Origin of the sequence: Cellulomonas flavigena DSM 20109, assembly GCF_000092865.1 — a bacterium.
Classification (GTDB): Bacteria; Actinomycetota; Actinomycetes; order Actinomycetales; family Cellulomonadaceae; genus Cellulomonas; species Cellulomonas flavigena.
Window position 1 is genome coordinate 3,058,842 of sequence record NC_014151.1, and the last position, 26,427, is coordinate 3,085,268.

At 75.6% G+C, this 26,427-nt stretch carries 19 protein-coding genes and 1 pseudogene; 6 read left to right on the forward strand and 14 right to left on the reverse strand.

All coding sequences use genetic code 11. From position 1 onward, the window contains the following. Positions 1-314 precede the first annotated feature (314 nt). The 8 genes and pseudogenes from CFLA_RS13905 to CFLA_RS13940 form a co-directional block, all read right to left on the reverse strand. Positions 315-2,177 carry a PKD domain-containing protein gene (locus CFLA_RS13905; RefSeq protein WP_013117969.1) on the reverse strand — a complete coding sequence of 621 codons (1,863 nt, stop codon included), beginning with the start codon at positions 2,175-2,177 and terminating at the stop codon, positions 315-317. A gap of 178 nt (positions 2,178-2,355) precedes the next feature. Beyond that, the gene (gene araA / locus CFLA_RS13910) at positions 2,356-3,864 is read right to left on the reverse strand and encodes an L-arabinose isomerase (protein WP_013117970.1); all 1,509 of its coding nucleotides are present in this window, start codon (positions 3,862-3,864) and stop codon (positions 2,356-2,358) included. 23 nt (positions 3,865-3,887) lie between these two features. Next, on the reverse strand, positions 3,888-4,601 hold the full coding sequence (locus CFLA_RS13915) for an L-ribulose-5-phosphate 4-epimerase (RefSeq protein WP_013117971.1): 714 nt from the start codon (positions 4,599-4,601) through the stop codon (positions 3,888-3,890). Positions 4,602-4,684: 83 nt separating this feature from the next. Next, positions 4,685-6,301: a xylulokinase gene (locus tag CFLA_RS13920; RefSeq protein ID WP_013117972.1), complete on the reverse strand. Its 1,617-nt coding sequence runs from the start codon at positions 6,299-6,301 to the stop codon at positions 4,685-4,687. A gap of 117 nt (positions 6,302-6,418) precedes the next feature. Then, positions 6,419-7,415 (reverse strand): annotated as a pseudogene (locus tag CFLA_RS21295) (LacI family DNA-binding transcriptional regulator). A gap of 91 nt (positions 7,416-7,506) precedes the next feature. Then, positions 7,507-8,331, reverse strand: coding sequence for a pyrroline-5-carboxylate reductase (proC, locus tag CFLA_RS13930; protein WP_013117973.1), 825 nt, complete (start codon positions 8,329-8,331; stop codon positions 7,507-7,509). Positions 8,332-8,412: 81 nt separating this feature from the next. Beyond that, the gene (locus CFLA_RS13935; protein ID WP_013117974.1) at positions 8,413-9,960 is read right to left on the reverse strand and encodes a DUF7059 domain-containing protein; all 1,548 of its coding nucleotides are present in this window, start codon (positions 9,958-9,960) and stop codon (positions 8,413-8,415) included. A 61-nt stretch (positions 9,961-10,021) separates the two neighbouring features. Continuing rightward, on the reverse strand, positions 10,022-10,720 hold the full coding sequence (locus CFLA_RS13940; protein ID WP_013117975.1) for an endonuclease/exonuclease/phosphatase family protein: 699 nt from the start codon (positions 10,718-10,720) through the stop codon (positions 10,022-10,024). Between the two features lie 186 nt (positions 10,721-10,906). On the opposite strand from CFLA_RS13940, the gene CFLA_RS13945 reads away from it, so the two are divergent. Next, positions 10,907-11,665, forward strand: coding sequence for a hypothetical protein (locus tag CFLA_RS13945; RefSeq protein WP_013117976.1), 759 nt, complete (start codon positions 10,907-10,909; stop codon positions 11,663-11,665). Between the two features lie 201 nt (positions 11,666-11,866). Here CFLA_RS13945 and CFLA_RS13950 read toward each other — a convergent pair whose 3' ends face one another. Together CFLA_RS13950 and CFLA_RS13955 are read right to left on the reverse strand one after the other, a co-directional pair. Beyond that, positions 11,867-14,158, reverse strand: a complete 2,292-nt coding sequence (locus tag CFLA_RS13950; RefSeq protein ID WP_013117977.1) for a sodium-translocating pyrophosphatase — start codon at positions 14,156-14,158, stop codon at positions 11,867-11,869. A 144-nt stretch (positions 14,159-14,302) separates the two neighbouring features. Beyond that, complete coding sequence (locus CFLA_RS13955) at positions 14,303-14,626, reverse strand: STAS domain-containing protein (protein WP_425358342.1); 324 nt, start codon at positions 14,624-14,626, stop codon at positions 14,303-14,305. Between the two features lie 139 nt (positions 14,627-14,765). On the opposite strand from CFLA_RS13955, the gene CFLA_RS13960 reads away from it, so the two are divergent. The 4 genes from CFLA_RS13960 to CFLA_RS13985 all read left to right on the forward strand — a co-directional run bounded on the left by CFLA_RS13960 (position 14,766) and on the right by CFLA_RS13985 (position 18,382). Continuing rightward, a complete protein-coding gene (locus tag CFLA_RS13960) occupies positions 14,766-15,380 on the forward strand; it encodes a SigE family RNA polymerase sigma factor (RefSeq protein ID WP_148234369.1) in 615 nt (204 codons plus the stop codon). Between the two features lie 585 nt (positions 15,381-15,965). Then, positions 15,966-16,517, forward strand: a complete 552-nt coding sequence (locus tag CFLA_RS13975; RefSeq protein WP_013117980.1) for a hypothetical protein — start codon at positions 15,966-15,968, stop codon at positions 16,515-16,517. 102 nt (positions 16,518-16,619) lie between these two features. Then, positions 16,620-17,165, forward strand: a complete 546-nt coding sequence (locus CFLA_RS13980; RefSeq protein WP_013117981.1) for an RNA polymerase sigma factor — start codon at positions 16,620-16,622, stop codon at positions 17,163-17,165. Continuing rightward, positions 17,162-18,382, forward strand: a complete 1,221-nt coding sequence (locus CFLA_RS13985; protein ID WP_013117982.1) for a hypothetical protein — start codon at positions 17,162-17,164, stop codon at positions 18,380-18,382. The genes CFLA_RS13980 and CFLA_RS13985 overlap by 4 nt, the downstream gene beginning before the upstream one ends. A 10-nt stretch (positions 18,383-18,392) precedes the next feature. Here CFLA_RS13985 and CFLA_RS13990 read toward each other — a convergent pair whose 3' ends face one another. The 4 genes from CFLA_RS13990 to CFLA_RS14005 form a co-directional block, all read right to left on the reverse strand. Further along, entirely contained in the window at positions 18,393-19,145 is a 753-nt protein-coding gene (locus CFLA_RS13990; protein WP_013117983.1) for an anaerobic ribonucleoside-triphosphate reductase activating protein, read from the reverse strand. Further along, on the reverse strand, positions 19,142-20,968 hold the full coding sequence (locus CFLA_RS13995) for a ribonucleoside triphosphate reductase (protein ID WP_013117984.1): 1,827 nt from the start codon (positions 20,966-20,968) through the stop codon (positions 19,142-19,144). The genes CFLA_RS13990 and CFLA_RS13995 overlap by 4 nt, the downstream gene beginning before the upstream one ends. 201 nt (positions 20,969-21,169) lie before the next feature. Continuing rightward, entirely contained in the window at positions 21,170-22,885 is a 1,716-nt protein-coding gene (locus tag CFLA_RS20515) for a 5-oxoprolinase subunit B/C family protein (protein WP_013117985.1), read from the reverse strand. Then, positions 22,882-23,781, reverse strand: a complete 900-nt coding sequence (locus CFLA_RS14005) for a LamB/YcsF family protein (protein ID WP_013117986.1) — start codon at positions 23,779-23,781, stop codon at positions 22,882-22,884. The genes CFLA_RS20515 and CFLA_RS14005 overlap by 4 nt, the downstream gene beginning before the upstream one ends. A 37-nt stretch (positions 23,782-23,818) precedes the next feature. On the opposite strand from CFLA_RS14005, the gene CFLA_RS14010 reads away from it, so the two are divergent. Continuing rightward, the gene (locus CFLA_RS14010; protein WP_013117987.1) at positions 23,819-26,419 is read left to right on the forward strand and encodes a DEAD/DEAH box helicase; all 2,601 of its coding nucleotides are present in this window, start codon (positions 23,819-23,821) and stop codon (positions 26,417-26,419) included. The last annotated feature ends 8 nt before the right edge of the window (positions 26,420-26,427 follow it).

Genomic DNA, 26,427 nt, shown 5'->3' on the forward strand with positions numbered 1-26,427 from the left:
ACAGACCCCGCGCGGGGCAGTGGTCGACCCGACCCGCCGCCTCGCAGCCGCGACGTGTCAGGGGCTGCTGAGCACCGCGTCGACGACCACGATGAGGAAGGCGCCCGTCGAGGCCAGGAAGGCCCGCAGCGCCCAGACCAGCGTCCGTGAGTGCACCCGCACGACGACGCTCCCTTCCGCGCGTCTCCGTTGACCCGCTGCGCCGACCGTACGGCCCAGGACCACCGATCGCAGCACCGGGCGGGGTGAAGTCGCACGTCAGCGACCGTTTCGCCCCGTTCGCGGCAGTCCGCGGTCACCCGTTCGCACCGCGGTCAGGGGCGTGTCGTGAACGTCTGCACCGGGCCCTCCACCTGCCCGAGGGAGCTGTGCGCCACCACGCGGAACCGGTACGCCGTGCCGGGGGCCAGGTCCGTCAGCGCCACCTGCGCGGCACGCTCGTACGTGGCGGAGCCGAGGTCGAGGGTGGCCGTGCGGGCCCCCGGCAGCGTGGTCCCGTGCTCGACCCACGCGACCGTCCCGACGCCGTGGGGGTGCACGCGCAGCTCGACGCGCGCCCCCGTGCGCGTCACGCTCGTCGCCGGCAGCGGACGCACCGTCGGCGGGCCGGGCGTGTGGAACCAGCCCGCCCGGGTGGTCTCCGCCTCGGTGACGGCCGTGACGTCCCACGTGTAGCGCGTCCCGGGCCGCAGACCCTCGACGGCGGCGTCGACCTGCTGCGTGCCGTGGCGCGCCACGAGCGGCACGAGGTGCACCCCCTCCGTGCCCGCCTCGCTGCGCCATGCGAAGCGCGCGCCACCGACCGGTCCGCCGGTGTCGACCCACGCCCGCAGGCCCACGGATGTCGACGTCAGGCCGTGCGCCAGCGTGCCGACGACGCGAGGTGCCGCGGCGACGCGCACGGTCGCACGGTCGACGGCGGTGGCCCCCGTGGCGTCCGTGACGGTGAGGGTCGCGGTCCAGGTGCCGGGCGCGTACCCGTGCCGGACGGGCTCGGCAGGGTGGCCGACGCCCGCGGACGTCGTCCCGTCGCCGTGGTCGAGGGTCCACGCGGCCACGCCGGTGCCCGGCGCCGCCCCCGTACCCGTGCTCGCGGCGAGGTCGAAGGTCACCGGGGACGTCGAGGGCACCGCGGCGCGCGGCGCGGACAGCCACGCGCTCGGCCGCGCGCGCACGTCCCGCGCGGCCTCGCGGAACGCGGCGGTCGCCGCGGGCGACGGGGCGAGCCGCCAGTCGCACGTCCCCACGGTGTCGAAGTACACCGCGGCCTCGAGCTGGGGCCACGACCTCAGGTACGCGAACGCCTCGCGCAGCCAGCGGGCGCGCCGCCCGGGGTCCGCGGCGTCCTCGACCGAACCCCACTCGGGCAGCACCGCCGGCTTGCCGTGCACGGCGGCGAACTCCCGCAGGCCCTGGGTGGCCGTCGCCAGCGACCGCCACTCCGGCGGCACGCTCGTGCGGCAGGCCGCCCAGTTGTACACGTCGGCCCCGATGCGGTCGACGACGTCGTCACCGGGGTAGAAGCCGCCCCCACCGGGGTCGCTGCGCGGGCGGCTCACCGCCACGGGCGAGGTGACCCAGGTCCACAGCGCGTTCGTCACGCCCTCCGAGCGCATCACCTGCACCCAGTGGCGCCACGCGGCGACGAACTGCGCGGCCGTGCCGTACGACGGGGACGCGATGTCGGCCTCGTGGTGCAGCGTCAGGTACACCACGGGTCCGAGCGCCGCGGCCTGCGCGGCGTGCGTGCGGATCTGCTCGTCCACCTCGCCCGCCGCGATCTGCCCCCACGTGAGGCGACGACCGTCCAGGTGCTGCGGCAGCACCGACACCAGGGGGATGCGCCCGCGGGCCACGGCGCCCGCCACCGCGGGGGCGTCGAGCGGGTCGTCCCAGCGCAGGAAGACACGCTGCACGTCGAGCCGCCGGCCGAGCGCCTCCTCGTAGGCCGCGGCTGCCTCCGCGGTCGTCGCGTACGGCTCGCGCGGCACGAAGGCACCGACGAGCGGCTGGTCCTCCGCCGCGCGTGGCGTGGCGGGGGGCGCGGAGGGAGAGGCGTCGGGTGTCGCACCGGGTGCGGTCGTGGCGAGCAGGGCGACGACGAGCCCGGGGCCGACCACGGCCGCGCGCACCCGGCGCCAGGCCCGGTGCCGGCCGGACGGACGGTGCCACGACATGCTGCCCCCCGCGGGCGCCCCTGCGCCGGGTGGTGCTCCGGCCCGCCCGGCGACCGGCACCCCGGTCCGTCCATGGTCGCCCGGCACCCCGTGGTGCGCGCGGTGCGGGAGTGCGCTGCGCGACGACGGCGGGCGCCGGCCGTGGCCGGGCACCCGCCGTCGTGGGGCCGTCGAGCCGTCAGAAGCCCTGCGCGACCCGGTAGTAGACCTGGTTCCAGCGCACCTGGTCGGCGAAGCCGCGGCGCGTGGTGGACTCGTCGATCACGAGCAGCTCGGTGCGGGCCAGCTCGGCGAAGATCTCCCACGCCTCGATACCCACGGCCGTGGTCAGCACCGTGTGGTGCGCACCGCCGGCGGTGAGCCAGCACTCGGACGACGTCGTGAAGTCCGGGCGCGGCTCCCACACGGCGCGTGCGACGGGCAGGTGCGGCAGGTCGGCCGTCGGCGGGACGACGTCCACCACGTTGGCCGTGAGGCGGAACCGCTCGCGCATGTCGGCCAGCGAGACGACGACGCCCGGGCCGGCGTCGGTGTCGAACACCATGCGGACCGGGTCCTCCTTGCCGCCGATGCCCAGCGGGTGGATCTCCACGCGGGGCTTCGACGTCGTGAGGGTCGGGCAGATCTCCAGCATGTGCGCGCCGAGGATCTTCTCCGCGCCGGGGGTGAGGTCGTAGGTGTAGTCCTCCATGAGCGAGGCGCCGCCGGGCAGCCCGGCACCCATGACCTTGGCGACGCGCACGAGCACGGCCGTCTTCCAGTCGCCCTCGGCGCCGAACCCGTAGCCCTGGGCCATGAGCCGCTGCACGGCCAGACCGGGGAGCTGGCGCAGGTCGCCCAGGTCCTCGAAGTTCGTCGTGAAGGCCTTCGCACCACGCTCGGTGAGGAAGCCCTCGAGCGCGATCTCCTGGCGCGCGGCGTAGCGCAGCGACTCGTGGCGGTCGCCGCCGCGGCGCAGCTCGGGCACCACGTCGTACAGGTCCTCGTACTCGGCCACGAGGGCGTCGACGCGCGCGTCGTCCACGGCCTCGACTGCCGCGACCAGGTCGTTGACGCCCCAGGTGTTGACCGAGACGCCCAGGCGGATCTCCGCCTCGGTCTTGTCGCCCTCGGTCACCGCGACGTTGCGCATGTTGTCGCCGAAGCGCACCAGGCGCAGGTCCTGCGCGGCGCACCAGCCGGCGGCGGCACGCACCCACGTCCCGATGCGCGCGGTGACGGCCGGGTTCGAGACGTGCCCCGACACCGTGGTGCGGGCCAGGCCGAGGCGCGTGGCGATGTACGCGTACTCGCGGTCGCCGTGCGCGGCCTGGTTGAGGTTCATGAAGTCGAAGTCGATGGTGTCCCACGGCAGCTCGACGTTGGCCTGCGTGTGCAGGTGCAGCAGCGGCTTGCGCAGCAGGTCCAGGCCCGTGATCCACATCTTGGCGGGGCTGAAGGTGTGCATCCACGTGATCACGCCGAGCACGCGGTCGTCGCTGTTCGCGTCGAGCATCGCGCGGCGGATCGCGTCGGAGTCCTTGAGGACGGGCTTCCAGACGACCTTCGCGGGCACGTCGCCCGACGCGTCGAGCGCGGCCGCGACCTCCTGCGACTGCGCGGCGACCTGGCGCAGCGTCTCCTCGCCGTAGAGGTCCTGCGAGCCGGTGAGGAACCAGATCTCCTGGTCGGGGTAGGCCTTGCTCATGGGGGTTCCTTCCCTGCTCAGCATCAGTGCTGGCCGTAGACGTTCTGGTAGCGGGCGTACAGCGAGTCGATGTCGGACTGCGCGATCGGCAGCGGCTCGCCGAGCTGCCGGCTGATGTGGACGGTGCGCGCGACCTCCTCGACCATCACCGCGGCCTTGACGGCGGCCGTGGCGTCCTTGCCGATGGTGAACGGGCCGTGGTTGCGCATGAGCACCGCGGGGCTGCGCGACCCGCGGAGCGTCTCGACGATGCCCCGCCCGATGGAGTCGTCACCGATGAGCGCGAACGGGCCGACCGGGATGTCGCCGCCGAACTCGTCGGCCATCATCGTCAGCGCGCACGGCACCGGCTCGGCGCGCGCCGCCCAGGCCGTCGCGTACGTCGAGTGCGTGTGCACGACGCCGCCCACGTGGGGCAGGTGCGTGTAGACGTACGCGTGCGCGGCGGTGTCCGACGACGGTGCACGGTCGCCGTCCACGAGGTTCGCCTGCAGGTCGCAGACGACCATCGTCTCGGGGGTCAGCTCGTCGTAGGTCACGCCCGACGGCTTGATGACGAGCAGGTCGCGCTCGCTCGGGCCCGCGGGGTCGACGACGACGCGCTGCGAGACGTTGCCCGCGGTCCACACGACCAGGCCCCAGCGCGGCAGCTCGGCGTGCAGCGCGCTGACCTTCTCGCGGGCGTCGGCGACGGCCGCGCGCACGTCGGCCGCGTAGGCGTCGAGGGTGGTGGACATCGGGGGCCTCCTGCGTCGGTGCCCGCGGTGGCGGGCGGGGTGGTCCGGCGCGGACGGCGCCGGGTGCGCGTCGAGCGCGGGGGTCAGAGCGCCTCGGTGGCGGCGCGCTCGACGGCCAGGCCGGCCTCGTAGCGCCCCAGCCACGCGGCGTACCCGGCGACGTCGGCCGGGTCGGGCTGCGCGACGTCGAGCTCGGCGTCGGCGAAGACCTGTTCCGTGAGGTACGTCCCGAGGTCGGTCGTCGCGCCGCTCGCGAGGTACCCCGCGAGCACCGCGATGCCCCAGGCGCCGCCCTCACCGGCGGTGCGGCCGACGGCCACGGGCGTGTCGACGGCGGCCGCGAGCAGCCGCTGCGCCACGCCCGCGGTACGGAACAGGCCGCCGTGCGCGAACATCGCGTCGACCTCGACGCCCTCGGCCGTGAGGATCCGCATGCCGAGGCTGAGGGCGCCGAAGGCCGCGTAGACCTGCGTGCGGACGAAGTTGCCGAGCGTCAGGCGGCTGTCCGGCGTGCGGACGACCAACGGGCGCCCCTCGTCGAGGCCCGTCACCGGCTCGCCGGAGAGGTTGTTGTACGCGAGCAGGCCGCCGCCGTCCGCCTCGCCCTCGAGGGCCTCGCGCAGCAGCACGCCGAAGACCTCGTCCGCGCCGGCGTCGGACCCGAGCGCGGTGGCGAAGCGACCGAACACGCCGGCCCACTCCCCCAGCTCGCTCGCGCCGTTGTTGCAGTGGACCATCGCGACCAGGTCACCGGCGGGCGTCGTCACGAGGTCGATCTCGTGGTGCACGGTGGCCAGCGGCTGCTCGAGCACGACCATCGCGAAGATGCTGGTGCCGACGCTGATGTTGGCCGTGCGCGGCGCGACGGACGCCGTCGCGACCATGCCCGTGCCCGCGTCACCCTCCGGGGGGCACAGCGGCGTGCCCGCGCGCAGCGCGCCGCTCGGGTCGAGCAGCGCCGCGCCCTCGGCGGTGAGCGTCCCCGCCTCCTGGCCCGCCACGAGCACGTCCGGCAGCAGGTCGGCGAGGTGCTCGACCGGCAGGCGGTCCGCGACGTGCGCGTCGAAGCGAGCGAGCAGGTCGGCGTCGTAGTCGCGCGTGGCGGGGTCGACCGGGAACATGCCGGACGCGTCGCCGACGCCGAGGACCCTGCGGCCCGTCAGGCGCCAGTGCACGTACCCGGCGAGCGTCGTGACGAAGCGGACGTCGGGGACGTGCGGCTCGGCGTCGAGGACCGCCTGGTACAGGTGCGCGACCGACCAGCGCAACGGCACGTTGTAGCCGAGCAGCTCGGTGAGCTCGGCCGCCGCAGGCCCGGTGGACGTGTTGCGCCAGGTGCGGAACGGCACGAGCAGCTCGTCGTCCGCGTCGAACGCGAGGTAGCCGTGCATCATCGCGGACACACCGATCGCGGCGAGCGACGTGGGGCGCACGCCGTGCCGCCGCTCGGCGTCGTCGAGCAGGTCGGCGACCGCGGCGCGCAGGCCCTCCCACACGGCGTCGAGCGAGTACGTCCACGTGCGGTCGACGTACTGGTTCTCCCACGCGTGGCCGCCGCTCGCGAGCGGCACGTGGTCCTCGCCCACGAGGACGGCCTTGATGCGGGTCGAGCCGAGCTCGATGCCGAGCGTGGCCCGGCCCTGCGCGATGCTCTCGCGCGCCGCGGCCCGGCGGGCGTCCTCGTCGTGCTGCTGCACCATCGCGTGCTGCTCCCTCTCCGGGCCCCGTCGCCCGAGGTCGTCCTCACGAGCCGCCGCGCGGAGAGGCGCGGCACCGCTGATGTTAACGATCACATGCTGCGGACGCCAGCTACCCGGTCACCCGTCGCGCACCGCACCCGGCGCACCCGACGAGCGACGCACGACGATCTCCGGCGCGATCGTCGCCTGCGTCGGCTCACCGCCCGCGAGCGCGTCCACCACGGCCTGCACCGCGCGTCGCCCGAGCTCGTCGAAGTCCTGCCGCACGGTGGTCAACGGCGGCGTGTAGAACGCCGTGCCCGGCTCGTCGTCGAACCCCACCACCGCGACGTCCTCGGGCACCCGCACGCCCGCCTGCGCGAACGCCGCGAGCAGCCCGAGCGCGAGCTGGTCGTTGGCCGCGAACACCGCCGGCGGCAGCCCCTCGCGCACCAGCGCGACGCCCACCGCGTACCCGTCCGCAGCCGACCACCCCCCCGGCGCGGTGCTCCGGCACCGCGAGCCCCGCACCCTCCAGCGCGTCGCGCCAGCCGCGCAGGCGGTCGCGGGCGTCGTACCACTCCTGCGGCCCGGCGACGTGCAGCACCGTCTCACGACCGGACGCGAGCAGGTGGTCGGTGGCGAGCCGACCGCCCGCCACCTGGTCCACCGCGACCGTCGGCAGGGCCACGCCCTCGCGGACCGACGACACCAGCACCACCGGCACGGGAACGTGCACGCCGCCGACCGCGTCGACCGTGCCGCTGCTGGGTGCGACCACGACGACACCGTCGACACCCTGCGCGAGGAAGTGCTCGATCGCCGCCGTCACCTCGTCGCCGCTGAACGCGCGCAGCGTCGCGACGGAGACGTAGAACCCCGCGTCGCGCGCCGCCTGCTCGAACGCGACGAGCGTGCTCGTCGGGCCGAACAGCGCGGTCGCCGGCGTGATGACGCCGAGCGTGCCGGTGCGCCGCGTCACCAGCGCGCGCGCCGCGAGGTTGGGCCGGTAACCGAGCGTCGCGATGGCCTCGAGGACGCGCTCGCGCGTCGCCGGGCGCACGCTCGGGTGCTCGTTGAGGACGCGCGAGACCGTCTGGTGGCTGACGCCCGCGAGCGCGGCCACGTCGTTCATGGCGGGTGGCCGGCCCGCGCGGGAGCGCAGGGGGCGGCCCGACGCCGGCGCGACGGGCCCGGCGGGGGCCCGGGGATCGACGGGCATCGGGTCAGCTCGCGCCGAGCTCGCGCGAGCGCTCGGCGGCCGCACGGACACCCGCGACCAGGCCGGCGCGCACGGCGTGCGCGTCGAGCGCCGCGACGCCCGCGACCGTCGTGCCACCGGGCGACGAGACGCGCTCACGCAGCACCGCCGGGTGGTCGCCCGTCCGCGCGACCATCGCGGCCGAGCCCTCGACGGTGGCCACCGCGAGCCGCGAGGCCAGGTCGCGTGGCAGGCCCAGCAGGACCCCGGCCTCGGCGAGCGCGTCGATCACGTAGAACACGTACGCCGGGCCGGAGCCGGACAGCGCGGTGACCGCGTCGAGGTGCTTCTCCGCGACGCGGACCACGAGGCCCGTCGCCGCGAGCACCCGCTCGACGAGCGCGAGGTGCTCGTCACCCGCGGCGGCACCCGGCGCGATGCCGCTGGCGCCCTTGCCGATCAGCGCGGGCGTGTTCGGCATGACCCGCACCACCGGTGTGCCGGCGGGCAGCGCGTCCTCGTAGACGCGCAGGGGCACGCCCGCGGCGACGCTGACGACGAGCGCGCCGTCCCGCAGCACGGGCGCGAGCTCCGCGAGCGCCGCCGGCACGACGTCCGGCTTCACGGCCAGCAGCACGACGTCGGCGGAGGCGACCGCGTCCCGGTTGCCCGCGACGCGCACGTCGTGCTCCCGCGCGAGCGCATCGGCCTTGGACGCGTCCTGGTCGGCCACCGTCACCCGGTCCCCCGGCCACCCGCCCGCGCGCAGCGCCGCCACGAGCGTGCCGCCCATGACGCCGCCGCCGAGCACCGCCACCGCGGGCGTGACCCCCGTGTCCTGCGTCCCCATCGACCCTCCGTGCGTCTCGCGGCCGCGGTCCACGACCACCCCGAGCGTACTGGCCACCTCCCGTCCCCCTGCCGCCGCGTATCAGGGCAGGAGCAGCAGGCCGTCGGTGAGCAGGCCGCGGACCGTCGGGAGGACGTCGGCGGCCACGTCCCCGGCCGGGACGTCGAGCAGCGCGCCCAGTGCACCCACGATCTGCCCCGCCGTGAGCTCGCCGTCGCACGCACCCACGAACGCCGCGAGCGCCGTGCCGGCCTGCACCGCACGTCCGAACCCCCCGCCCTGGCGCAGCAGCACGACGCGCGGGTCGGCCGCGCCGGGCTGCAGGTAGCGCTCCTCGGTGACGTCGGGCGCGACCGTGAGGCGCAGGTCGGCCAGGGCGTCGTCGGGGAGCGCCGTCACCGCGTCGTGCGCTGCGAGACCTGCCGCGAGCACGGGACCCAGCGGCTGGCGGACCGGCCCGGTCTGCTGCTCCAGGCGCCGCAGCGTCGGGCGGCCCGTGACGGGCCTGCGCAGCGTGACGACGCCGAAGCCGACGGACGCGACGTCGCGGGACGCCAGGTCGTCGAGCCACGCGCCGTACCGCGCGTGCCAGGTCGCGCGGTCGGCGGGCGTGGTGCCGCCGTCGCGGATCCACGTCTCGGCGTACTGCGCGGGGTCCTGCTGGTCACGCAGCACGACCCACGCGTCGAGGCCGGACGCGTCGACCCACGCACCGATGCGCTCGTGCCACTCCTCGCCGTCGCGCACCTCCCAGTTGGCCAGCAGCTGCGCGACGCCGCCCGGCGCGAGGACGTCGCCGACGCCCGTCACGAGGTCGCGCACGAGGTCGTCGCCGGACCGGCCGCCGTCGCGGTAGTCGTACGCGGGCACGTCCGCGCCGCGCGGCGTGATGACGAACGGTGGGTTGCTGACGACCAGGTCGAACGTCTCGCCCGCGACGGGCTCGAGCATCGACCCCTCGCGCAGGCTCACGCGGTCCGGGCCCAGGCCCGCGAGCGCCGTGGTGAACCGCGCGAACGCCAGCGCGCGCGGCGACAGGTCCGTGGCGACGACGTGCGCCGCGTGCCGGCTCGCGTGCAGGGCCTGCACGCCGCAGCCGGTGCCGAGGTCGAGGACCCGCTCGCGCGGGTCGCGGACCGTGGCCTGCGCGAGCGTCAGCGAGGCGCCGCCGACGCCGAGCACGTGGTCCGTGCGCAGCGCGGCACCGGTCACGAGCTCACCGAGGTCGGAGGCGATCCACCAGGCGGCCTCACCGGCACCGTCGGTCGCGGCGTAGGGGCGCAGGTCCACGACGGCCCGCACGTCGCCAACCGGGGTGCCGTCGACGAGGCCGAGCCGCCGGGCGCCCTCGACGCCCGTGCGCGGCAGGGCCGCAGCCAGCGCGGCGGCGCTCACGGGCTCCCCGAGCAGGAACGCGCGTGCGAGCACCGCCGCGGGGTCGCCGCCGGCCGCGGTCCCCGGGGCCGTGGCCCGCAGTGCCGGCAGTGCCTCGCCGCGGCCCAGCGCCCCGACTGCGACCTCACCGAGCAGGTCGTCGACGTGCTCGACGCCGTACGCGGCGGCGGCGAGGTCGGCGCGCAGGGCGTCGACGAGCTCGGGGACGACGACGGGGGCCGGGGGCGTGCTCACGGACCCATCGTCGCAGGCGGGAGCGGGGACGAGCGTCGACGGGCCGGGCGACGCGGGTGCGTCAGGGCTCGGGCAGGTGCAGGTCGACGACGAGCGGGCGGTGGTCGCTCGCGACGCCCACGGCCGCCTCGTCGGGCACCCGCGCACCGAGCACGGGCAGCCGCTCGTCGACCAGCACCGCGTCGATCCGCACGCGCGGCACGTCCGCGGGGAACGTCGGCAGGTCCGCCTCGGCGACGCTCGCGGCGTCCTGCAGTCCACCGGCGGCGTCCCGCAGCGCGAGCCACGACGACCCGCCGGGGCGCTCGTTGAGGTCGCCCGCGACCACGACCGGACCGTCGTCGCCGTGCAGCAGGTGCCGCCTCACGAGCTGGACGTGCCTGCTGCGCTCGGCGGCCCGCAACCCCAGGTGCACGACGACCACGCGCACGCCGTCGACGAGGGCCGTCGAGACGCCGCGGCGCGTCAGGCCCAGGCGCCACGGCAGCCGGATCCCGGCAGCGCCGCGCACGCTGCGGTGCGGCACGACGAGGAGCGCCGTCGTGCGCGCTCCCCCGCCGCCGACCGCGACCCGCATGCCGGTGCGGGCGGCGAAGCGCCGCAGCCGCGCGCGGCCCGTCGGACCCCGGGGCGGCTCCTGGACCGCGAGCACGTCAGGGCGCGCGGCGCGGACGACGTCGACGAGCGCGTCGACCTCCTCCCGCAGGCCCCGGAGGTTGTAGGTCATCACCCGCAGGGTGCCGACGTCGCGCGCGCTCAAGCCAGACCTCCGTGTCGACCCCCGGGCTGGGCGTGAGCGTACCGACCCCACGGGCCGACGTCACGGTCCGCATCGTGGGACGGGCGCGTCGCGGGACCGGGCCCGCTCGGCTCCTCGCAGCGCATCGGCGCACCGGGCCCGGTCTCGCGTGGCCCTCGTCCCGACGGGTGGACGCAGGGTCCCGGAATGTACGGTGGCCCGGACCCGGACCCGCACGACGAGAGGACCCCGGTGGAGCACACGTCCCGCCCGTCCCCGACCGCCCCGCCGCTCCCCCGCCGTCGCGGAGGGTCGGCAGCGCGCGCGGCCGTGCTCGTGCTGCTGCTCGCGGCGTGCACGGGCGGCGCGGACGACCCGGACCGCCCGGACGGCCCGGTCGCGTCGCCGGGCGCCGCGACCTCCGACGCGGCCACGCCCGCGGCGCCGGCTGCGAGCCCGCTGCCCCCGGTCGAGGGCGGCGCGTCGGCCGAGTGCCTCGCCGGGACCTGGCAGCTCGACCTCGCGGCGATGCAGCAGGGCCTGCAGGCGGCGGCCGGTGCGGGCGCCGAGGTCGTCGTGGACGGCACCACGACGTACGAGTTCGCCGACGGCGGCGTGCTCCGCGTCGAGGTCGACTCGACGTCCGGCGTGACGTTGACCGCGGGTGACGAGCGGCTCACGTCGTCGTCCCGGTCGACCGGCACGCTGACGGGCACGTGGTCGCTCGACGGCGACCAGCTCGTGGTGTCCGACGTCGACACCTCGGACCTCGACGTGACGACGACGGCGACGACCGACGACGAGGACGTCGACGTCCCGCCCGGCAGTGCCGAGGACACGATCGGCGTCCTGCCGCCCACGCTCGCCACGGTCGGCTGCAGCGCGGACCGGGCCTCGCTCGTCTCCACGCTCGTCACCGACGAGGAGGGCGAGTCCGTCATCCTCGTCCACCCCCTCCACCGCTGACCCACCCCCACCCCCCGGTCCGCGACACGCCGATCCAGCCCCACCCGCAGGCCGCGAGAGGTCGGTCTCGCCCATCGTCCCGCCGTGAGACAGCGATCCAGGACGGGGCCGGATCGACGGCTCACCCGGGGTGGGGACGACGACGGGGCCGGATCGGCCTCTCGTGAGAGGTCGATCCAGCCCCGTTCGTGCCGGCCGGCGTCAGCCGACGAGCTGGACCTCGTGCTCCAGGCGACCCTCGCGGTCGACCTTCGCCGCCCGCAGGCGCGAGGCGATCACCGCGCCGAACGCGATCGCCGTGGCGACCACCGCGATCGACAGGCGCACCACGTGGTTGGCGTCGTCACCGACGGACACCACGACGACGGCCGGCGCGATGAGCACCGACACCAGGTTCATCACCTTGATGAGCGGGTTGATCGCCGGGCCGGCGGTGTCCTTGAACGGGTCGCCGACGGTGTCGCCGATGACGGCCGCCGCGTGCGCGGGCGAGCCCTTCCCGCCGTAGTTGCCGTCCTCGATGATCTTCTTCGCGTTGTCCCACGTGCCGCCGGAGTTGGCCAGGAACACCGCCATGAGGACACCCGCACCGATGGCACCGGCGAGGAACCCGGCGAGCGGGCCGACACCGAGGCCGAACCCGACCGCGATGGGCGCGAAGGCGGCGAGGAGCCCGGGGGTCGCGAGCTCACGCAGGGAGTCGCGCGTGCAGATGTCGACGACCTTGCCGTACTCGGGCCGCACCTCGCCCGTCATGATCCCCGGGTGGTCGCGGAACTGACGCCGCACCTCGAACACGATGGCGCCCGCGGCGCGCGTCACGGCGTCGACGGCCAGGCCCGAGAACAGGAACACCGTCGCCCCGCCGAGGATCACGCCGACGAGCGTGACCGGGCTGATGATGTCGTACGACAGCATCGCGGCGACGAGGTCGTCACCGATCTCGCCGGTGACGCCCTCGAGCGCGGTGCGCACCGCGTCGGCGTACGAGCCGAACAGCGCGGTCGCGGCGAGGACGGCCGTCGCGATGGCGATGCCCTTGGTGACGGCCTTCGTGGTGTTGCCGACCGCGTCGAGGTCCGTGAGGATCTGCGCGCCCTCGGGCGTCACGTCACCCGACATCTCCGCGATGCCCTGCGCGTTGTCGCTGACGGGCCCGAACGTGTCCATCGCGACGATGACGCCGACGGTGGTGAGCAGGCCGCAGCCCGCGAGCGCGATGAGGAACAGGGCGAGCGGCACCGAGCCCCCGGCGACGAGGAACACGCCGCAGATGGCGGCCGCGATGATGCCCGCGGTGTACACGGCCGACTCGAAGCCCACGCCGATGCCCGACAGCACGACCGTGGCCGCACCCGTGAGCGTGGTGCGCGCGACGTGCAGCGTGGGCTTGCTCGTCGTGCCCGTGAAGTAGCCGGTCACCCACAGGATGACGCCTGCCAGGACGACCCCGATGAGCACCGCGACCGACGCCACCAGCCGGGGGTCGCCGCCGTGGTCCTGGAGGCCGGCGGTGCCGCCGGTGAGCGAGTCGAACGTCGACGGCAGGTACGCGTACGCCGCGATCGTCGCGAGGACGACACCCACGAGCGCCGACACGTAGAAGCCGCGGTTGATCGCCGCCAGCCCGCTCTCGGTGCCGCGCACCCGGGTGATCGCGACGCCGAGCGCCGCGACGAGCGCACCGACCGCCGTGACGATGAGGGGGAAGACCATGCCCTCCTCGCCGAAGGCCGCGCGGCCCAGGATGAGCGCGGCGACGAGCGTCACGGCGTACGACTCGAACAGGTCGGCGGCCATGCCCGCGCAGTCGCCGACGTTGTCGCCGACGTTGTCCGCGATGGTCGCGGCGTTGCGCGGGTCGTCCTCGGGGATGTTCTGCTCGACCTTCCCCACGAGGTCCGCGCCCACGTCGGCGGCCTTGGTGAAGATGCCGCCGCCGACGCGCATGAACATCGCGAGCAGCGCCGCGCCGAAGCCGAAGCCCTCGAGCACCGCCGGTGCCTCGCCGCGGTAGAGCAGGACGACGAGCGCCGCGCCTACCAGGCCGAGGCCGACGACGGCCATGCCGACGACGCCGCCGGTGCGGAACGCGATGCGCGCACCCTCGGCCCGGCCGTCGGGCCCGTCGGCGGCCGCCGCGACACGCACGTTCGCGCGCGTCGCCAGCCACATGCCGAGGAACCCGATCGCGGCGGAGAACCCGGCGCCCACGAGGAAGAAGATCGAGCGCCCGAGCTTGACCCCGCTGTCCCCCGGCAGCAGGAACAGCAGGGCGCAGACGACGGCCGCGAACAGCGCGAGCGTGCGGAACTGACGACTCAGGTACGCCGAGGCGCCTTCCTGGACGGCCTGGGCGATCTGTTGCATCGAGGCCGTGCCCTCACCGGCCGCCAGGACCTGGCGACGGAGCACGGCGGCGACCACGAGGGCCGCCAGTCCGATCACGGCGATGGCCGTGACGATCGTGATGCTCGTGGCACCGAGCTGCATGCATCCTCCTCGACACACACGGCGCGAACCCCCTGTACGCGCCCCGCCGCGCGGCCTCGTTGCCGTCGGACCGGGCGAGTCTAGCGGGGGGTGTGACGCAGGTCGCACCCGACCAGCACTCGGGCGCCACGGGCGCGTCGGACGTCAGCCCGCGAGCGCGGCGTCCAGCGTCTCGTGGATCGTGAACACCTCGGTGAGGCCGGTGATCCGGAAGACCTTCAGCAGCCGCTCGGAGTCGACCACGAGGTCGAGGCGCCCACCCGCCAGGCGCACCCGCTTGAGCGTGCCCACGAGCAGGCCGAGCCCCGTGGAGTCCATGAACGTCACGCCCGTGAGGTCGACGAGCAGGTCGGTGCGTCCCGCGGCGAGCAGGTGGGCGACGCGCTCGCGCAGGCGGTCGGCCGACGCCACGTCGATCTCGCCGCCGACGTGCACGACCGTGCGCGCACCGACGTCCTCGGTGGTCACCCGCACCTCCATGCCAGGGCCTCCCCGTGTGCCGTCGCGTCGTGTGCATTCAAGCACCCGCGGCCCGCGGCCGCCGTCCGTGCGGACGGATGCGCCCGTCCACCCCAACCTTTTCGGCCCGTCGTCCGTCACCATGTGCATGAGACCCGCCGCGGGCGCCGCCGGCCCCGACGGGAGCACCGTGACCACCTGGCAGGACGCGCTGGACGAGCTCGTCCGCACGCGCGGCCGCGCCCTCGTGGGCTACGCCTACCTGCTGACGGGCGACAGCCGCGAGGCCGAGGACCTCGTGCAGGACGCCCTCGTGCGGACCTTCACGCGCGGCCGCGGCACGCGTGAGGTCGCGTCGGCCGAGGCGTACGTGCGGCGCACGATCCTCACGACGTACGTGGACGGGTTCCGGCGCCGCAAGCGCTGGGCGTCCATCCGGCACCTGACGGCCGTGCCCGAGCCGACACCGCCCGACGGACCGCACGCCGGACCCGAACCCGTCGTCACGACGCGCGTCGCGGTGCAGCAGGCGCTCGCGCTGCTCCCCCCGCGCGAGCGCGCCTGCATCGTCCTGCGGCACTTCGAGGACATGACGGTGGCCCAGGTCGCCGACGCCCTGTCCCTGTCCGTCGGCACCGTCAAGCGGTACCTGTCGGACGCCACCCGCACGCTCGAGCAGCACCTCGGCGACCTCGCCGGCGCCGACGACGAGCCTGCCCACGTCACCGACGAGGTCCTCGTCACCGTCCGGAGGGCCCGATGACCACACGCCTGGACCTCGCGCTGCAGGAGGTCGCCGACGCCGCCGGGGCGGGCAGCGCCCTGGCCGGCCCCGACGCACCCGGCACGGCGGCGCTCGTCGAGTCGCTCACCGCCCGCGTCCGGCGGCGCCGCGCGGTGCGCACGGCGACCACGGGCGCCGTCGCCGCGAGCGTGGCGGCGGCCGTCGCGCTCGTCGTCCCGCAGCTCACGCGGGAGGTGACGCCCGCGGGCGACCCGGACGCCGCTCCGGGCGAGTGCCGCTCCGGCGTGCAGACGCTGCCGTCGGGTGAGCGGGACACGCTCGACGTCGCCCTGGGTCACCGCGTCGAGGACGGCGTCGCGCAGATCGCAGGGCCGGGCGCCGGCGCGCACCTGGGGACGTGGCAGGGCCGGGAGGCGGATCTCATGGTCAGCGTCTCGACGATCCCCGACGCGGGCGTCGGCACGACGCGCCTGCGGCTGCTGGTGACGCAGGACGACGTCGTCGTCGGGACCGCGCACGAGCTGCTGTCGGTCGTCCCGACGGCGACCTCGCAGGTGCGCGAGGCCTTCCCCCCCGCTCGACGCACAGGACGAGGACGTCGACGTGTACCCCCTGGAGGACGTCGGCGGGTGGTGGGAGGCCGAGGACGTGGCCACGGGCACGCCGCGTGTCGCGCAGGGTGTCTCGCTCGGCCTGGCCGGGTGCGGCGGCACCGGGCCCCTGGCCCCCGGGACCTACCAGGTGTACGCCACGACGGTCGACTCCGTGGGGACCGCGCGGGGCTCGGCCGGCCCGTGGGACCTGACGGTCGCGGAGGGCGGGCCCGAGGCGCGCGCGCTGCCCGACGGGTTCCCCGACGTGCCGCTCCTCGGCGGGCGGCTCGTCACGGCCCACCGGCACGGCGACGGGTGGGCGGCGGAGATCGTCGCGCCGGGTGCCGACCGTGCCCGGGCGGCGACGGACCTGCTGGTCGAGGCGGCCGAGCGCGTCCCCGGGAGCGACCCCGCCGACCCCGCCGCCCTGACGTGGCCGTACGAGGGTGTGCTCTTCACCGGGGCGGGCGTCGCCCTGCCCGCGTGGGCGGTCCAGGCGGTCGCCTCGCAGACGCCGGACGGAGAGCCGTCCGTGGTGTACATCCTCACGCCGCGCTCGTGAGCACCTGAGACGTCCCCCGGCCCTGCTACAACGGTCCGGGGCCCTCGCGCGTCCAGGCTGGTGACGGGACCCCGTCGACCCAGGACGCTCGGGAGGTGCCAGGTGCGCGGCAGCACGGACACCGACGACACGCTCGCCGTGCTCGCACGCGAGCGCGGTCGCGCGCTGTTCGGGTACGCCTACCTGCTGACGGGCGACCGCGGCGCCGCCGAGGACCTCGTGCAGGACGCGCTCGTCCGCACGTTCTCGCGCCTGCGGGCCGGCACGGACGTCGTGCACGCCGAGGCGTACGTCCGCGCGGCCGTGCTGCGCGGGCACCTCGACGCGTTGCGCCGCAGGCAGCGCTGGGCGGCCGTGCGGCACCTGCTGCACGCCGACCACGACGAGACCGTGCGCGACCCGGCCGCGGCCGTCACCACGGGCTCGGCCGTGCAGGACGCGCTCGCGACCCTGGCCCCGCAGGAGCGCGTGGCCGTGGTCCTGCGGCACGTCGAGGACCTCACCGTCCCCGACGTCGCCGAGCGCATGGGCCTCGCTGTCGGCACCGTCAAGCGCTACCTGTCGACGGGGTCCGCCAAGCTCGCGCAGCGGCTGGGCCCGCTGCCCGACGACGAGCACGTCGTCGTCCGCACCCGGGAGGCACGATGAGCACGGACCGGCACCCCCTGGACGACGCCCTGGCCGAGGCCGAGCGCGAGGGCGCGACGTACGAGGTGCCCGTGGAGCTCGTCCGGGTGCGGGCACGTCGGCGGCGGCGGGCGCGTACTGCGGCGCGTGGCGGTGTCGCGCTGGCGGCCGTCGGCGCGGTCGCCCTCGCCCTGCCGCTGCTGCCGGGGGTGCGAGACGGTGCGCCGACGGCCGACGACGGCGAGGCCTGGGAGGCGCCCGGCGACCTGTGCGGCCAGCGGTACGAGGCGTCGTCCAGCGCCGACTCGCCGCTGGACGTGACCCTGACGACCACGTCCGAGATCGGTCCCGATCGGATCGCCCGGACGAGCACCGTGGTCGAGTACGACCGGGAGCGGGTGCGCGAGGTCGGTTCCCTCAGCTACGAGGTCGTGCTGCTGCGCGACGGTGTCGTGGTGGCCGTCGACGGCGCCGGCCCCGAGCTCGAGCACGACCTCGATCTTCACCTCACGCAGGTGGAGCGGCCGCCCGCACCGCCCGGGGCCGACGCCTGGACGACCAGCGTCTACCTCGCCTCCTGCGCGTCGTTCCCCGACGGCCCGACGGACGTCGCGGTGCCCGCCGGCAGCTACGAGCTGGCGCACACCGAGGACGTCGACTGGGTCGCGCCCGACGGCAGTGTCCACACCGTGCGCGTCGTGGAGCGATCGCCCGTCACCGTGACCGGGGACGGGCAGGTGCCCGAGCGCTCACCCGACACCTGCGGGACGGACGCGTCGCGCCTCGCCGCGCTCGCCGCCGACGAGGACGCGTTCCCCGTGACGCTCGACGCGAACGTGCCCGTCACCGCCGCGGCCGGGTCGAACCTGCGGATCACCGTGCGCGCCACCAACGACGGCCCCGACCCGCTGGAAGGGCGGACGGGGAACCCGCGGATCGTCCTCACGCGCGACGGGCGGGTCGTCAGCGAACCCGGCGCGCTGGGCGAGCGACTGTACGACGCGACCGTGCCGCCCGGGGGCTCGCTCACCTACCCGGCGTGGAGCTCCCTGGAGGAGTGCGTGCCGCTCGGCGTCGGGCGGCACGGCGGCGTCGCCGTCGGCGACGCCCTGCCGCCCGGGGACTACCAGGTGTGGCTCACCCTGCGGCCGCTGTTCCACGAGCCCGACGGCACGGACGAGAGCTTCCGCAACGAGGTGCTCCTGGTCGGCGGGCCCTGGCCACTCACGCTGGAGTGACGGGCCGGCGTCACCCCCGGTGCAGGCGCTCGCGCGGGACCCGCGCGAGCGCCTCCTGGTACTCGTCGGTCGCGCCGTCGGGGCGCACCTGCTGCAGCACGTGGTCCCGCACGCCGAGGTCCGCGAGCGCCGTGGTGAGCTCGGTGACGTCGGCGTCGGCGAGGACCGTCGGGTCGACGGTCGTGCGGACCTGCACGTCGACGCCGCTGTCGAGCACGAGCCGCAGCGACGCGAACGCCTTGTCGGCCGTCGTCGTGGGGCCGCCGGTGCGCGTGATCGCCTGGTACAGCCGCGCCGGCGCCTTGACGTCCAGACCCACCCAGTCGACGTACGGCAGCAGCTCCCGCAGCCGCGACGGGTAGGCGCCGGCGGTGTGCAGGCCCACGAGGAACCCCGCCTCCTTGACCTCGCGCGCCGCCGCGACGACACCGGCCTGGCGCGTCGGCTCGCCGCCGGACAGCACGAGGCCGTCGAGCAGCCCGCGGCGCCGACGCAGCAGGTCCGCCACGCGCGACCAGGGGACGACGCCCGGCAGCCGGGTGTCGAGGATCGCGCTGTTGTGGCAGTAGGTGCACCGCCACGGGCAGCCCTGCAGGAACGCCGTGGCGACCAGCCGGCCGGGCCAGTCGACCGTGGACAGCGGGGTGAGGCCCGCGATCTGCAGCGACGTGGCCCGGCACTCCCAGTCACCGGGCCGCCCCTCGGCGGGGCGGCCCTCGTCGGGACGGTCCTCGTCGGGACCGTACGAGCCCGAGGTCGTCACGCCCGTGCACCCACCGGCTCGACGAACGGCGTGCGCTCGGTGTGCTCGCCCTTCTTGCCGATGTTGAACGAGCTGACGGGCCGGTGGTAGCCCATGACGCGCGTCCACACCTCGCACGTCGTGACGATGCCGTCCTCCTCGCACGTCGGGCACGTGGCGTGCTCGCCGGACAGGTAGCCGTGGGCGGGACAGATGGAGAACGTCGGGGTCACCGTGAGGTACGGCAGCCGGAACGTGCTCAGCGCGCGCTTGACCAGCTCGCGGCACGCCTCGGGGGTGGAGATCCGCTCCGACATGTACAGGTGCAGGACCGTGCCGCCGGTGTAGCGGGTCTGCAGCTCGTCCTGCCGCTCGAGCGCCTCGAACGGGTCGTCGGTGAAGCCCACCGGGAGCTGCGAGGAGTTCGTGTAGTACGGGTTGGCCGAGGTGCCGGCCTGCAGGATCGTCGGGTAGCGCTTGCGGTCCTCCTTGGCGAACCGGTACGTCGTGCCCTCCGCGGGGGTCGCCTCGAGGTTGTAGAGGTTGCCCGTCTCCTCCTGGAACTCGACCATCCGCGCCCGGACGTGGTCGAGGACGCGCAGCGCCATCGCGTGCCCGCGCTCGTCGGTGATGTCGAACAGGTCGCCCGTGAAGTTGCGGACCATCTCGTTGAGGCCGTTGACGCCGATCGTCGAGAAGTGGCTGTCGAGCGAACCGAGGTAGCGCCGCGAGTACGGGAACAGGCCCTCGTCCATGAGCCGCTGGATGGTGACGCGCTTGAGCTCCAGGGACGTGCGCGCCAGGTCCAGGAGCCGGTCGAGGTCGGCGACGAGCGCCGCCTCGTCCCCGGGGTGCAGGAAGCCCAGTCGCGCGCAGTTGATGGTGACGACGCCGATCGAGCCCGTCTGCTCGCCCGAGCCGAACAGACCGTTGCCGCGCTTGAGCAGCTCGCGCAGGTCCAGCTGCAGTCGGCAGCACATCGAGCGCACGTCACCGGGCTCCATGTCGGAGTTGATGAAGTTCTGGAAGTACGGCAGCCCGTACTTGGCCGTCATGGCCCACAGCCGCTGCGCGTTCTCCGACTCCCACGGAAAGTCCTTCGTGATGTTGTACGTCGGGATCGGGAACGTGAAGACGCGGCCCGACGCGTCGCCCTCGGTCATGACCTCCATGTAGGCGCGGTTGATCATGTCCATCTCGGGCTGCAGGTCGCCGTACGTGAAGTCGCACGGCTCGTCGGCGACGAACGGTGTCTGGTCGGCGAGGTCCGCCGGGCACGACCAGTCGAACGTGAGGTTGGTGAACGGGGTCTGCGTGCCCCACCGCGACGGCACGTTGAGGTTGTAGATCAGCTCCTGGATGCCCTGGCGCACCTCGGTGTACGTGAGGCGGTCGAGCCGCACGTAGGGCGCCATGAACGTGTCGAAGCTGCTGAACGCCTGGGCGCCGGCCCACTCGTTCTGCATCGTGCCGAGGAAGTTGACGATCTGGCCGATCGCGGCGCTGAAGTGCTTGGGCGGGCGTGCCTCGACCTTGCCGGGGACGCCGTTGAGCCCCTCCTGCAGGAGCGTGCGCAGCGACCAGCCGGCGCAGTAGCCGGAGAGCATGTCGAGGTCGTGGACGTGCAGGTCGCCCTCGCGGTGGGCGTGGCCGACCTCGGGCGGGTAGACCTCGCTCAGCCAGTAGTTGGCGACCACCTTGCCGGCGGTGTTGAGGATCAGCCCGCCGAGCGAGTAGCCCTGGTTGGCGTTGGCGTTGACGCGCCAGTCGCTGCGGTCCAGGTACTCGTCGATCGACGAGACGACGTCGACGATCGGGCGCTGCGGAGCGGCGGGCTGGGACATGCGGAGGTCTCCTCACGACGGTGGCTGCGGGATGAGCAGAGCACCCAGACCACCGCGGCGACCACTAGATGTTGTGGTCCGACACGCGTGTCGCACCACATGTTCCGACGGGGGATCCTCTCGGCGGGCTTGTGACGGGACCTACGTCCCTCCGGGCGGGTGATTCACGCCCCAGTTTGTGCCGGTGAGACGCGCCCGCTGTCAGGACGGTGCCAGGCGCACCCGGTCGCCCGGTCGCAGCTGCGCGGCCCGCGCGACGCCCGCCGGTGTCAGCACCGCCACGACGGGGTAGCCGCCCGTGACCGGGTGGTCGGGGCCGAACAGCACGGGCCGGCCGTCGTGCGGCACCTGCACCGCACCGAGCACGACACCCTCGGACGCGAGCTCGCCCGTGGTCGCGCGCCTCAGCGGCGGCCCGTCGAGACGCACGGCGACGCGGTTGCTGTCCGCCGAGACGTCCCACACCTGGTGCCACAGCGCGTGGCGCGCCGCGTCGTCGAGGTGGCCGAGGCGAGGGCCGGGGCCGGCGGGGAGCACGATGGTCGTGTTGCCGCGCGGCTCGGCGTCGGACGAGGTCGTGCCGTCGGGGGACGTCTGGTCACCGGATGACGTGCCGCCGTGGGACGCGCCGTCCACGGCCGTGCCGTCGTCGCGCGCGGCCGTGACGTCCGGCAGACCGTCGAACCGCAGGCCGAGCGCGAGCACGTCACCGGGGCGCAGCGGTGCGGGCCCGAGGCCGGACAGCACGTCGCGCGAGCGGGAACCGAGCACCTCGGGCACGTCGACGCCGCCGCGCACGGCGAGCCAGGTCCGCAGGCCGCGCGGCGGCGTGCCGAGGGTGAGCGTCGAGCCCGCGGGCGCGCGCACCGCCACGCCCGTCGGGACAGGCGTGCCGTCGAGGTCCACGGGCAGGACCGCCCCCTCCAGCGCGAACGCCGTCGGCGCCCCGAAGGTGACGACCAGGCCGCCGAGCGTCACCTCGAGGCCGGCGGCGTCGTGCGCGTTGCCCACGAGCCGGTTCGCCCGCGCGAGGGCGGCGGGGTCGGCCGCGCCCGAGCGCGGCACGCCGACGGCCGCGAGACCCGCCCGGCCGAGGTCCTCGACGAGGCTGAGCGGCCCGGGCGCGACGACCGTCAGGGTGCGCGCGGGCGTCGGGTCCGTGCCCGTGCCGACGCGCCCGGCCGTGCCGGTCGTCGCGGCGGTCGACCGCTCGGGCGTGCCGTGCGGCTCCCCCGGTGCGGTGGGCGCGGACGGTGGCCGCGCCGCCGCGCGCACGGCGGCTGCCGGCACCCGTGTGAAGCGCACGACGTCGCCCGGCGCCAGCAGCGCGGCGCGCGCGGCGCCCCGCCCGACGTCGAACATCGTCAGGTCGGTGCGCCCCAGCAGCCGCCACCCACCGGGTGTCGGCGCCGGGTAGACGGCCGTGAACTCCCCCGCGACCGCGACGGAGCCCGCCGGCACCCGCGTGCGCGGGCTGCCCAGGCGCGGCAGGTGCAGGGCTGGGTCGAGCCCGACGACGTACGCGAAACCCGGCATGAAGCCGCCGAAGGCGACCCGGTACCCCTCCGGGCCGCCGGCGAGGTGGCGGGCCACGACCTCCTCGGTGCTCGTCCTCGTCGCACGCGCGACGTCCTCGAGGTCCTCGCCGTCGTAGACCACGGGGATCTCGACCGTGCGCGGAGCGGGGGGCGTCTCGTCGGTCGCTGCGGCGCTCGCCAGTGCGGCGACCTCGCCGGCCCATGCGTCGCGCGTCCGCGCGTGCCCCCGCACCAGGACGGTCCGTGCGGCGGGTACGACGTCGACGACACCCTGCGGTGGGCGCGCGCGCAACCGGGCGTCGAGCGCGCGCACCTCCGGCAGCCCCGGGAGCTCGACGAGCACGGCGTCGCTGCCGTACGGGACGACGACCCCGCTCACGGGCGTGGCACCGCCGTGCCCGGCGGTGGCGCCGGGCTGGTGGTCGACGGCACCGCCGGGCTGGTGGTCGACGGCACGTCCGCGCCGACGAGCGGCGACACCCCGGGGTCGGCGGGTGCGGGGCCGGTGGACCCGGCGAAGGGCCGGACGTCGACGCCTGCGTCGCGCAGCGCGTGCCGCACCGCGAGCGCGAGCGCGACGGCGCCCGGGGTGTCGGAGTGCACGCACAGGGACGCGGGACGCAGGTGGACCGGGGTCCCGTCGACGGCGACGACGACGCCCTCGACCGCGAGCCGCACGGCCCGTTCCGCGGCGGCCGCGGGATCGGTGACCAGCGCGCCCGGCTCGGCGCGCGGCACGAGCGTGCCGTCGGCGCGGTAACCCCGGTCCACGAACGCCTCGACGACCGTGGGCAGGCCGGCGTCCTGCGCGAGCGCGAGCACGCGCGAGCCGGGCAGGCCCAGCACGGCGAGCCCGGTGTCGACGGCGAGCACGGCCTCGACGACGGCGCGTGCCTGCTCCTCGTCGTGCACGACCGCGTTGTAGAGCGCACCGTGCGGCTTGACGTGCGTGACGCGCGCGCCGACGGTCGCGGCGACGGCCACGAGCGCCCCCACCTGGTGGGCGACCTGCGCGCGCAGCACGTCGCGCGGCACGTCGAGCCGCCGCCGGCCGAAGCCCTCGCGATCGTCGTAGGACGGGTGCACGCCGATCGCGACGCCGCGTGCCACTGCGCCCGCGCACGTCACGGCCATGGTGGCGGCGTCCCCGCCGTGATAGCCGGCGGCGACGTTGGCGCTCGACACGAGGTCGAGCAGCGCGTCGTCGGCGGGCGGCTCGAGACGCCAGGGGCCGTCGCCCTCCCCGAGGTCGGCGTTGAGGTCGATGACGGCCATGCCCTGATCCTCGCGCACGCGGTGGCAGGATCGGGGGGTGGGTCCCGGTGAGCTGCTCGAGGTGCTCCTCGCCGGTGGGCGACGGGCCGACCGGGCGACCCACGTGCGCGAGCTCCCGGCGCGGCCGGGGGTCCGCGCGGACTGGCCCGCGTGGGCCGACGCGGACCTGGTGCGCGGGTACCGGGCGCTGGGCGTCGAACGGCCCTGGGAACACCAGGTCGACGCGGCCGAGGCAGCGTGGTCGGGCCGGCACACCGTGCTCGCGACGTCCACCGGGTCCGGCAAGTCGCTGGCCTTCTGGCTGCCCGCGGTCTCGGCCGTGCGGCGTGGTGCCGTGGGGGCGCTGCTGGACCCGGGACGCATCGAGTCGGCGACGCGGCGCCCGACGGTGCTGTACCTGGGCCCGACGAAGGCGCTCGCAGCGGACCAGCTCGCGGGGCTCGAGCGTCTGCTGGCAGCGGCGGGGACGCGCGACGTGCGGGTCGCGACGTGCGACGGCGACACGTCGCGCGACGAGCGCCGCTGGGTGCGCGAGCACGCGGACGTCGTCCTCACCAACCCCGACTTCCTGCACTTCGCGCTGCTGCCCGCGCACACGTCGTGGTCGCGCGTGCTGTCGTCGCTGGCCTTCGTGGTCGTCGACGAGTGCCACGCGTTCCGCGGTGTGTTCGGCGCGCACGTCGCGTTGGTGCTGCGCCGGCTGCGGCGCCTGGCCGCGGCGTACGATGCCGCGCCGGTGGTCGTGCTGGCGTCGGCCACGACCTCCGACCCGGCCGCGAGCGCCGCCCGTCTGCTGGGCGTCGAGCCCGGTGACGTGCACGCCGTCACGGCGGACACGTCGCCGGCCGGGCGCAGGACCGTCGTGCTGTGGCAGCCGCCGGAGCTGCCCAGTGGCGACGGGCCGTGGGCGTCGCTGCTGCCCGACGAGGACCCGTGGTCGACGGTGATCACCGTGCCGGCGAGCGACGGCGCGGCCCGCGCGCTCGCCGGGGCGGACGACAGCGGTACGCAGGACGCGGCCGGCGCCACGGACGGTGCCGGAGCGCCGGCGGGGCCGGCACCTGTCGCCGAGGGGTCGGGGCCGGTGGGCACGGGTGAGCGCCTCGTCGCGGTGCCCCGGGACCGTCCGCGACGCACGGCGACGGCGGAGGTCGCCGACCTGCTGGCGGACCTGGTCGCGGCCGGGGCCCGCGTGCTGGCGTTCACGCGGTCGCGGCGCGGCGCGGAGTCGGTCGCCGCGACGACGCGGGCCCACCTGGCGGAGGTCGACCCGACGCTGCCGTCGCTCGTGTCGTCGTACCGCGGCGGCTACCTGCCCGAGGAGCGGCGTGCCCTGGAGCGTGCCATCCGCGCCGGGCACCTGCGGGCCCTCGCGACGACGAACGCGCTGGAGCTGGGCGTCGACATCTCGGGGCTCGACGCGGTGCTCATCGCCGGCTGGCCGGGAACACGTGTCTCGCTGTGGCAGCAGGCGGGCCGCGCCGGGCGGGCGGGCGCGGACGGCCTCGTCGTGCTCGTCTCGCGCGAGGACCCGCTCGACACGTACCTCGTGCACCACCCGGAGGCGGCGCTGGACGTGCCCGTCGAGGCCACCGTGTTCGACCCGGGCAACCCGTACGTGCTCGCGCCGCACCTGTGCGCGGCCGCCGCGGAGCGTCCGCTGCGCGCGGACGAGCTCGACCTGTTCGGCCCGCGGGCGCCCGAGCTGCTGGCCGAGCTCACCGCGCGCGGCATCCTGCGTCGCCGCTCGTCCGGCTGGTACTGGACGCACGCCGAGCCGGCGAGCCGCATGACGGACCTGCGCGGCGCCGGCGGCGACCCCGTGCGCGTCGTCGAGACGGCGACGGGCCGTCTGCTGGGCACCGTGGACGCCGCGTCGGCCGACGCGACCGTGCACCCCGGGGCCGTGTACGTGCACCTGGGCACGACGTACGTGGTCGACGAGCTGCACCTGCAGGACGGTGTCGCCCTGGCGACGCGACGGGCCGTCGACCACGGCACGTGGGCGCGCTGGGTGACCTCGACGACCGTCGTCGACGTCGAGCGCGAGGTCGCGTGGGGTCCGCTGACGTGGTCCTACGGACAGGTGGACGTGACGACGCAGGTGATCGGGTACCAGCGGCGACGGCTCCCGGACCTGCAGGTGCTCTCGACGCACGACCTCGACCTGCCCGCGCGCACGCTGCGCACGACCGCCGTGTGGTGGACGACCCCGCCCGAGGTGCTGGCCGAGGCCGGTGTCACGCTCGAGGTCGCCCCGGGTGCGCTGCACGCCGCCGAGCACGCGTCGATCGGTCTGCTGCCCCTGCTCGCGACGTGCGACCGCTGGGACCTCGGCGGACTGTCGACGCTTCAGCACCCGGACACCGGGCAGGCGACGGTGTTCGTCCACGACGGGCACCCCGGCGGTGCGGGGTTCGCCGAGCGCGGCTTCGAGCTGGGGCCGGTGTGGCTCACCGCGACGCGGGACGCGATCGCCGCCTGCCCGTGCGCGACGGGCTGCCCGGCGTGCGTCCAGTCCCCCAAGTGCGGCAACGGGAACGAGCCGCTCGACAAGGCCGGCGCCCTGCGCCTGCTGTCCACCGTCCTGCGCCACGCCGCGGACGCGCCGACGCCGGACGACCCCGCCGCGCGCTGACCTGGCCC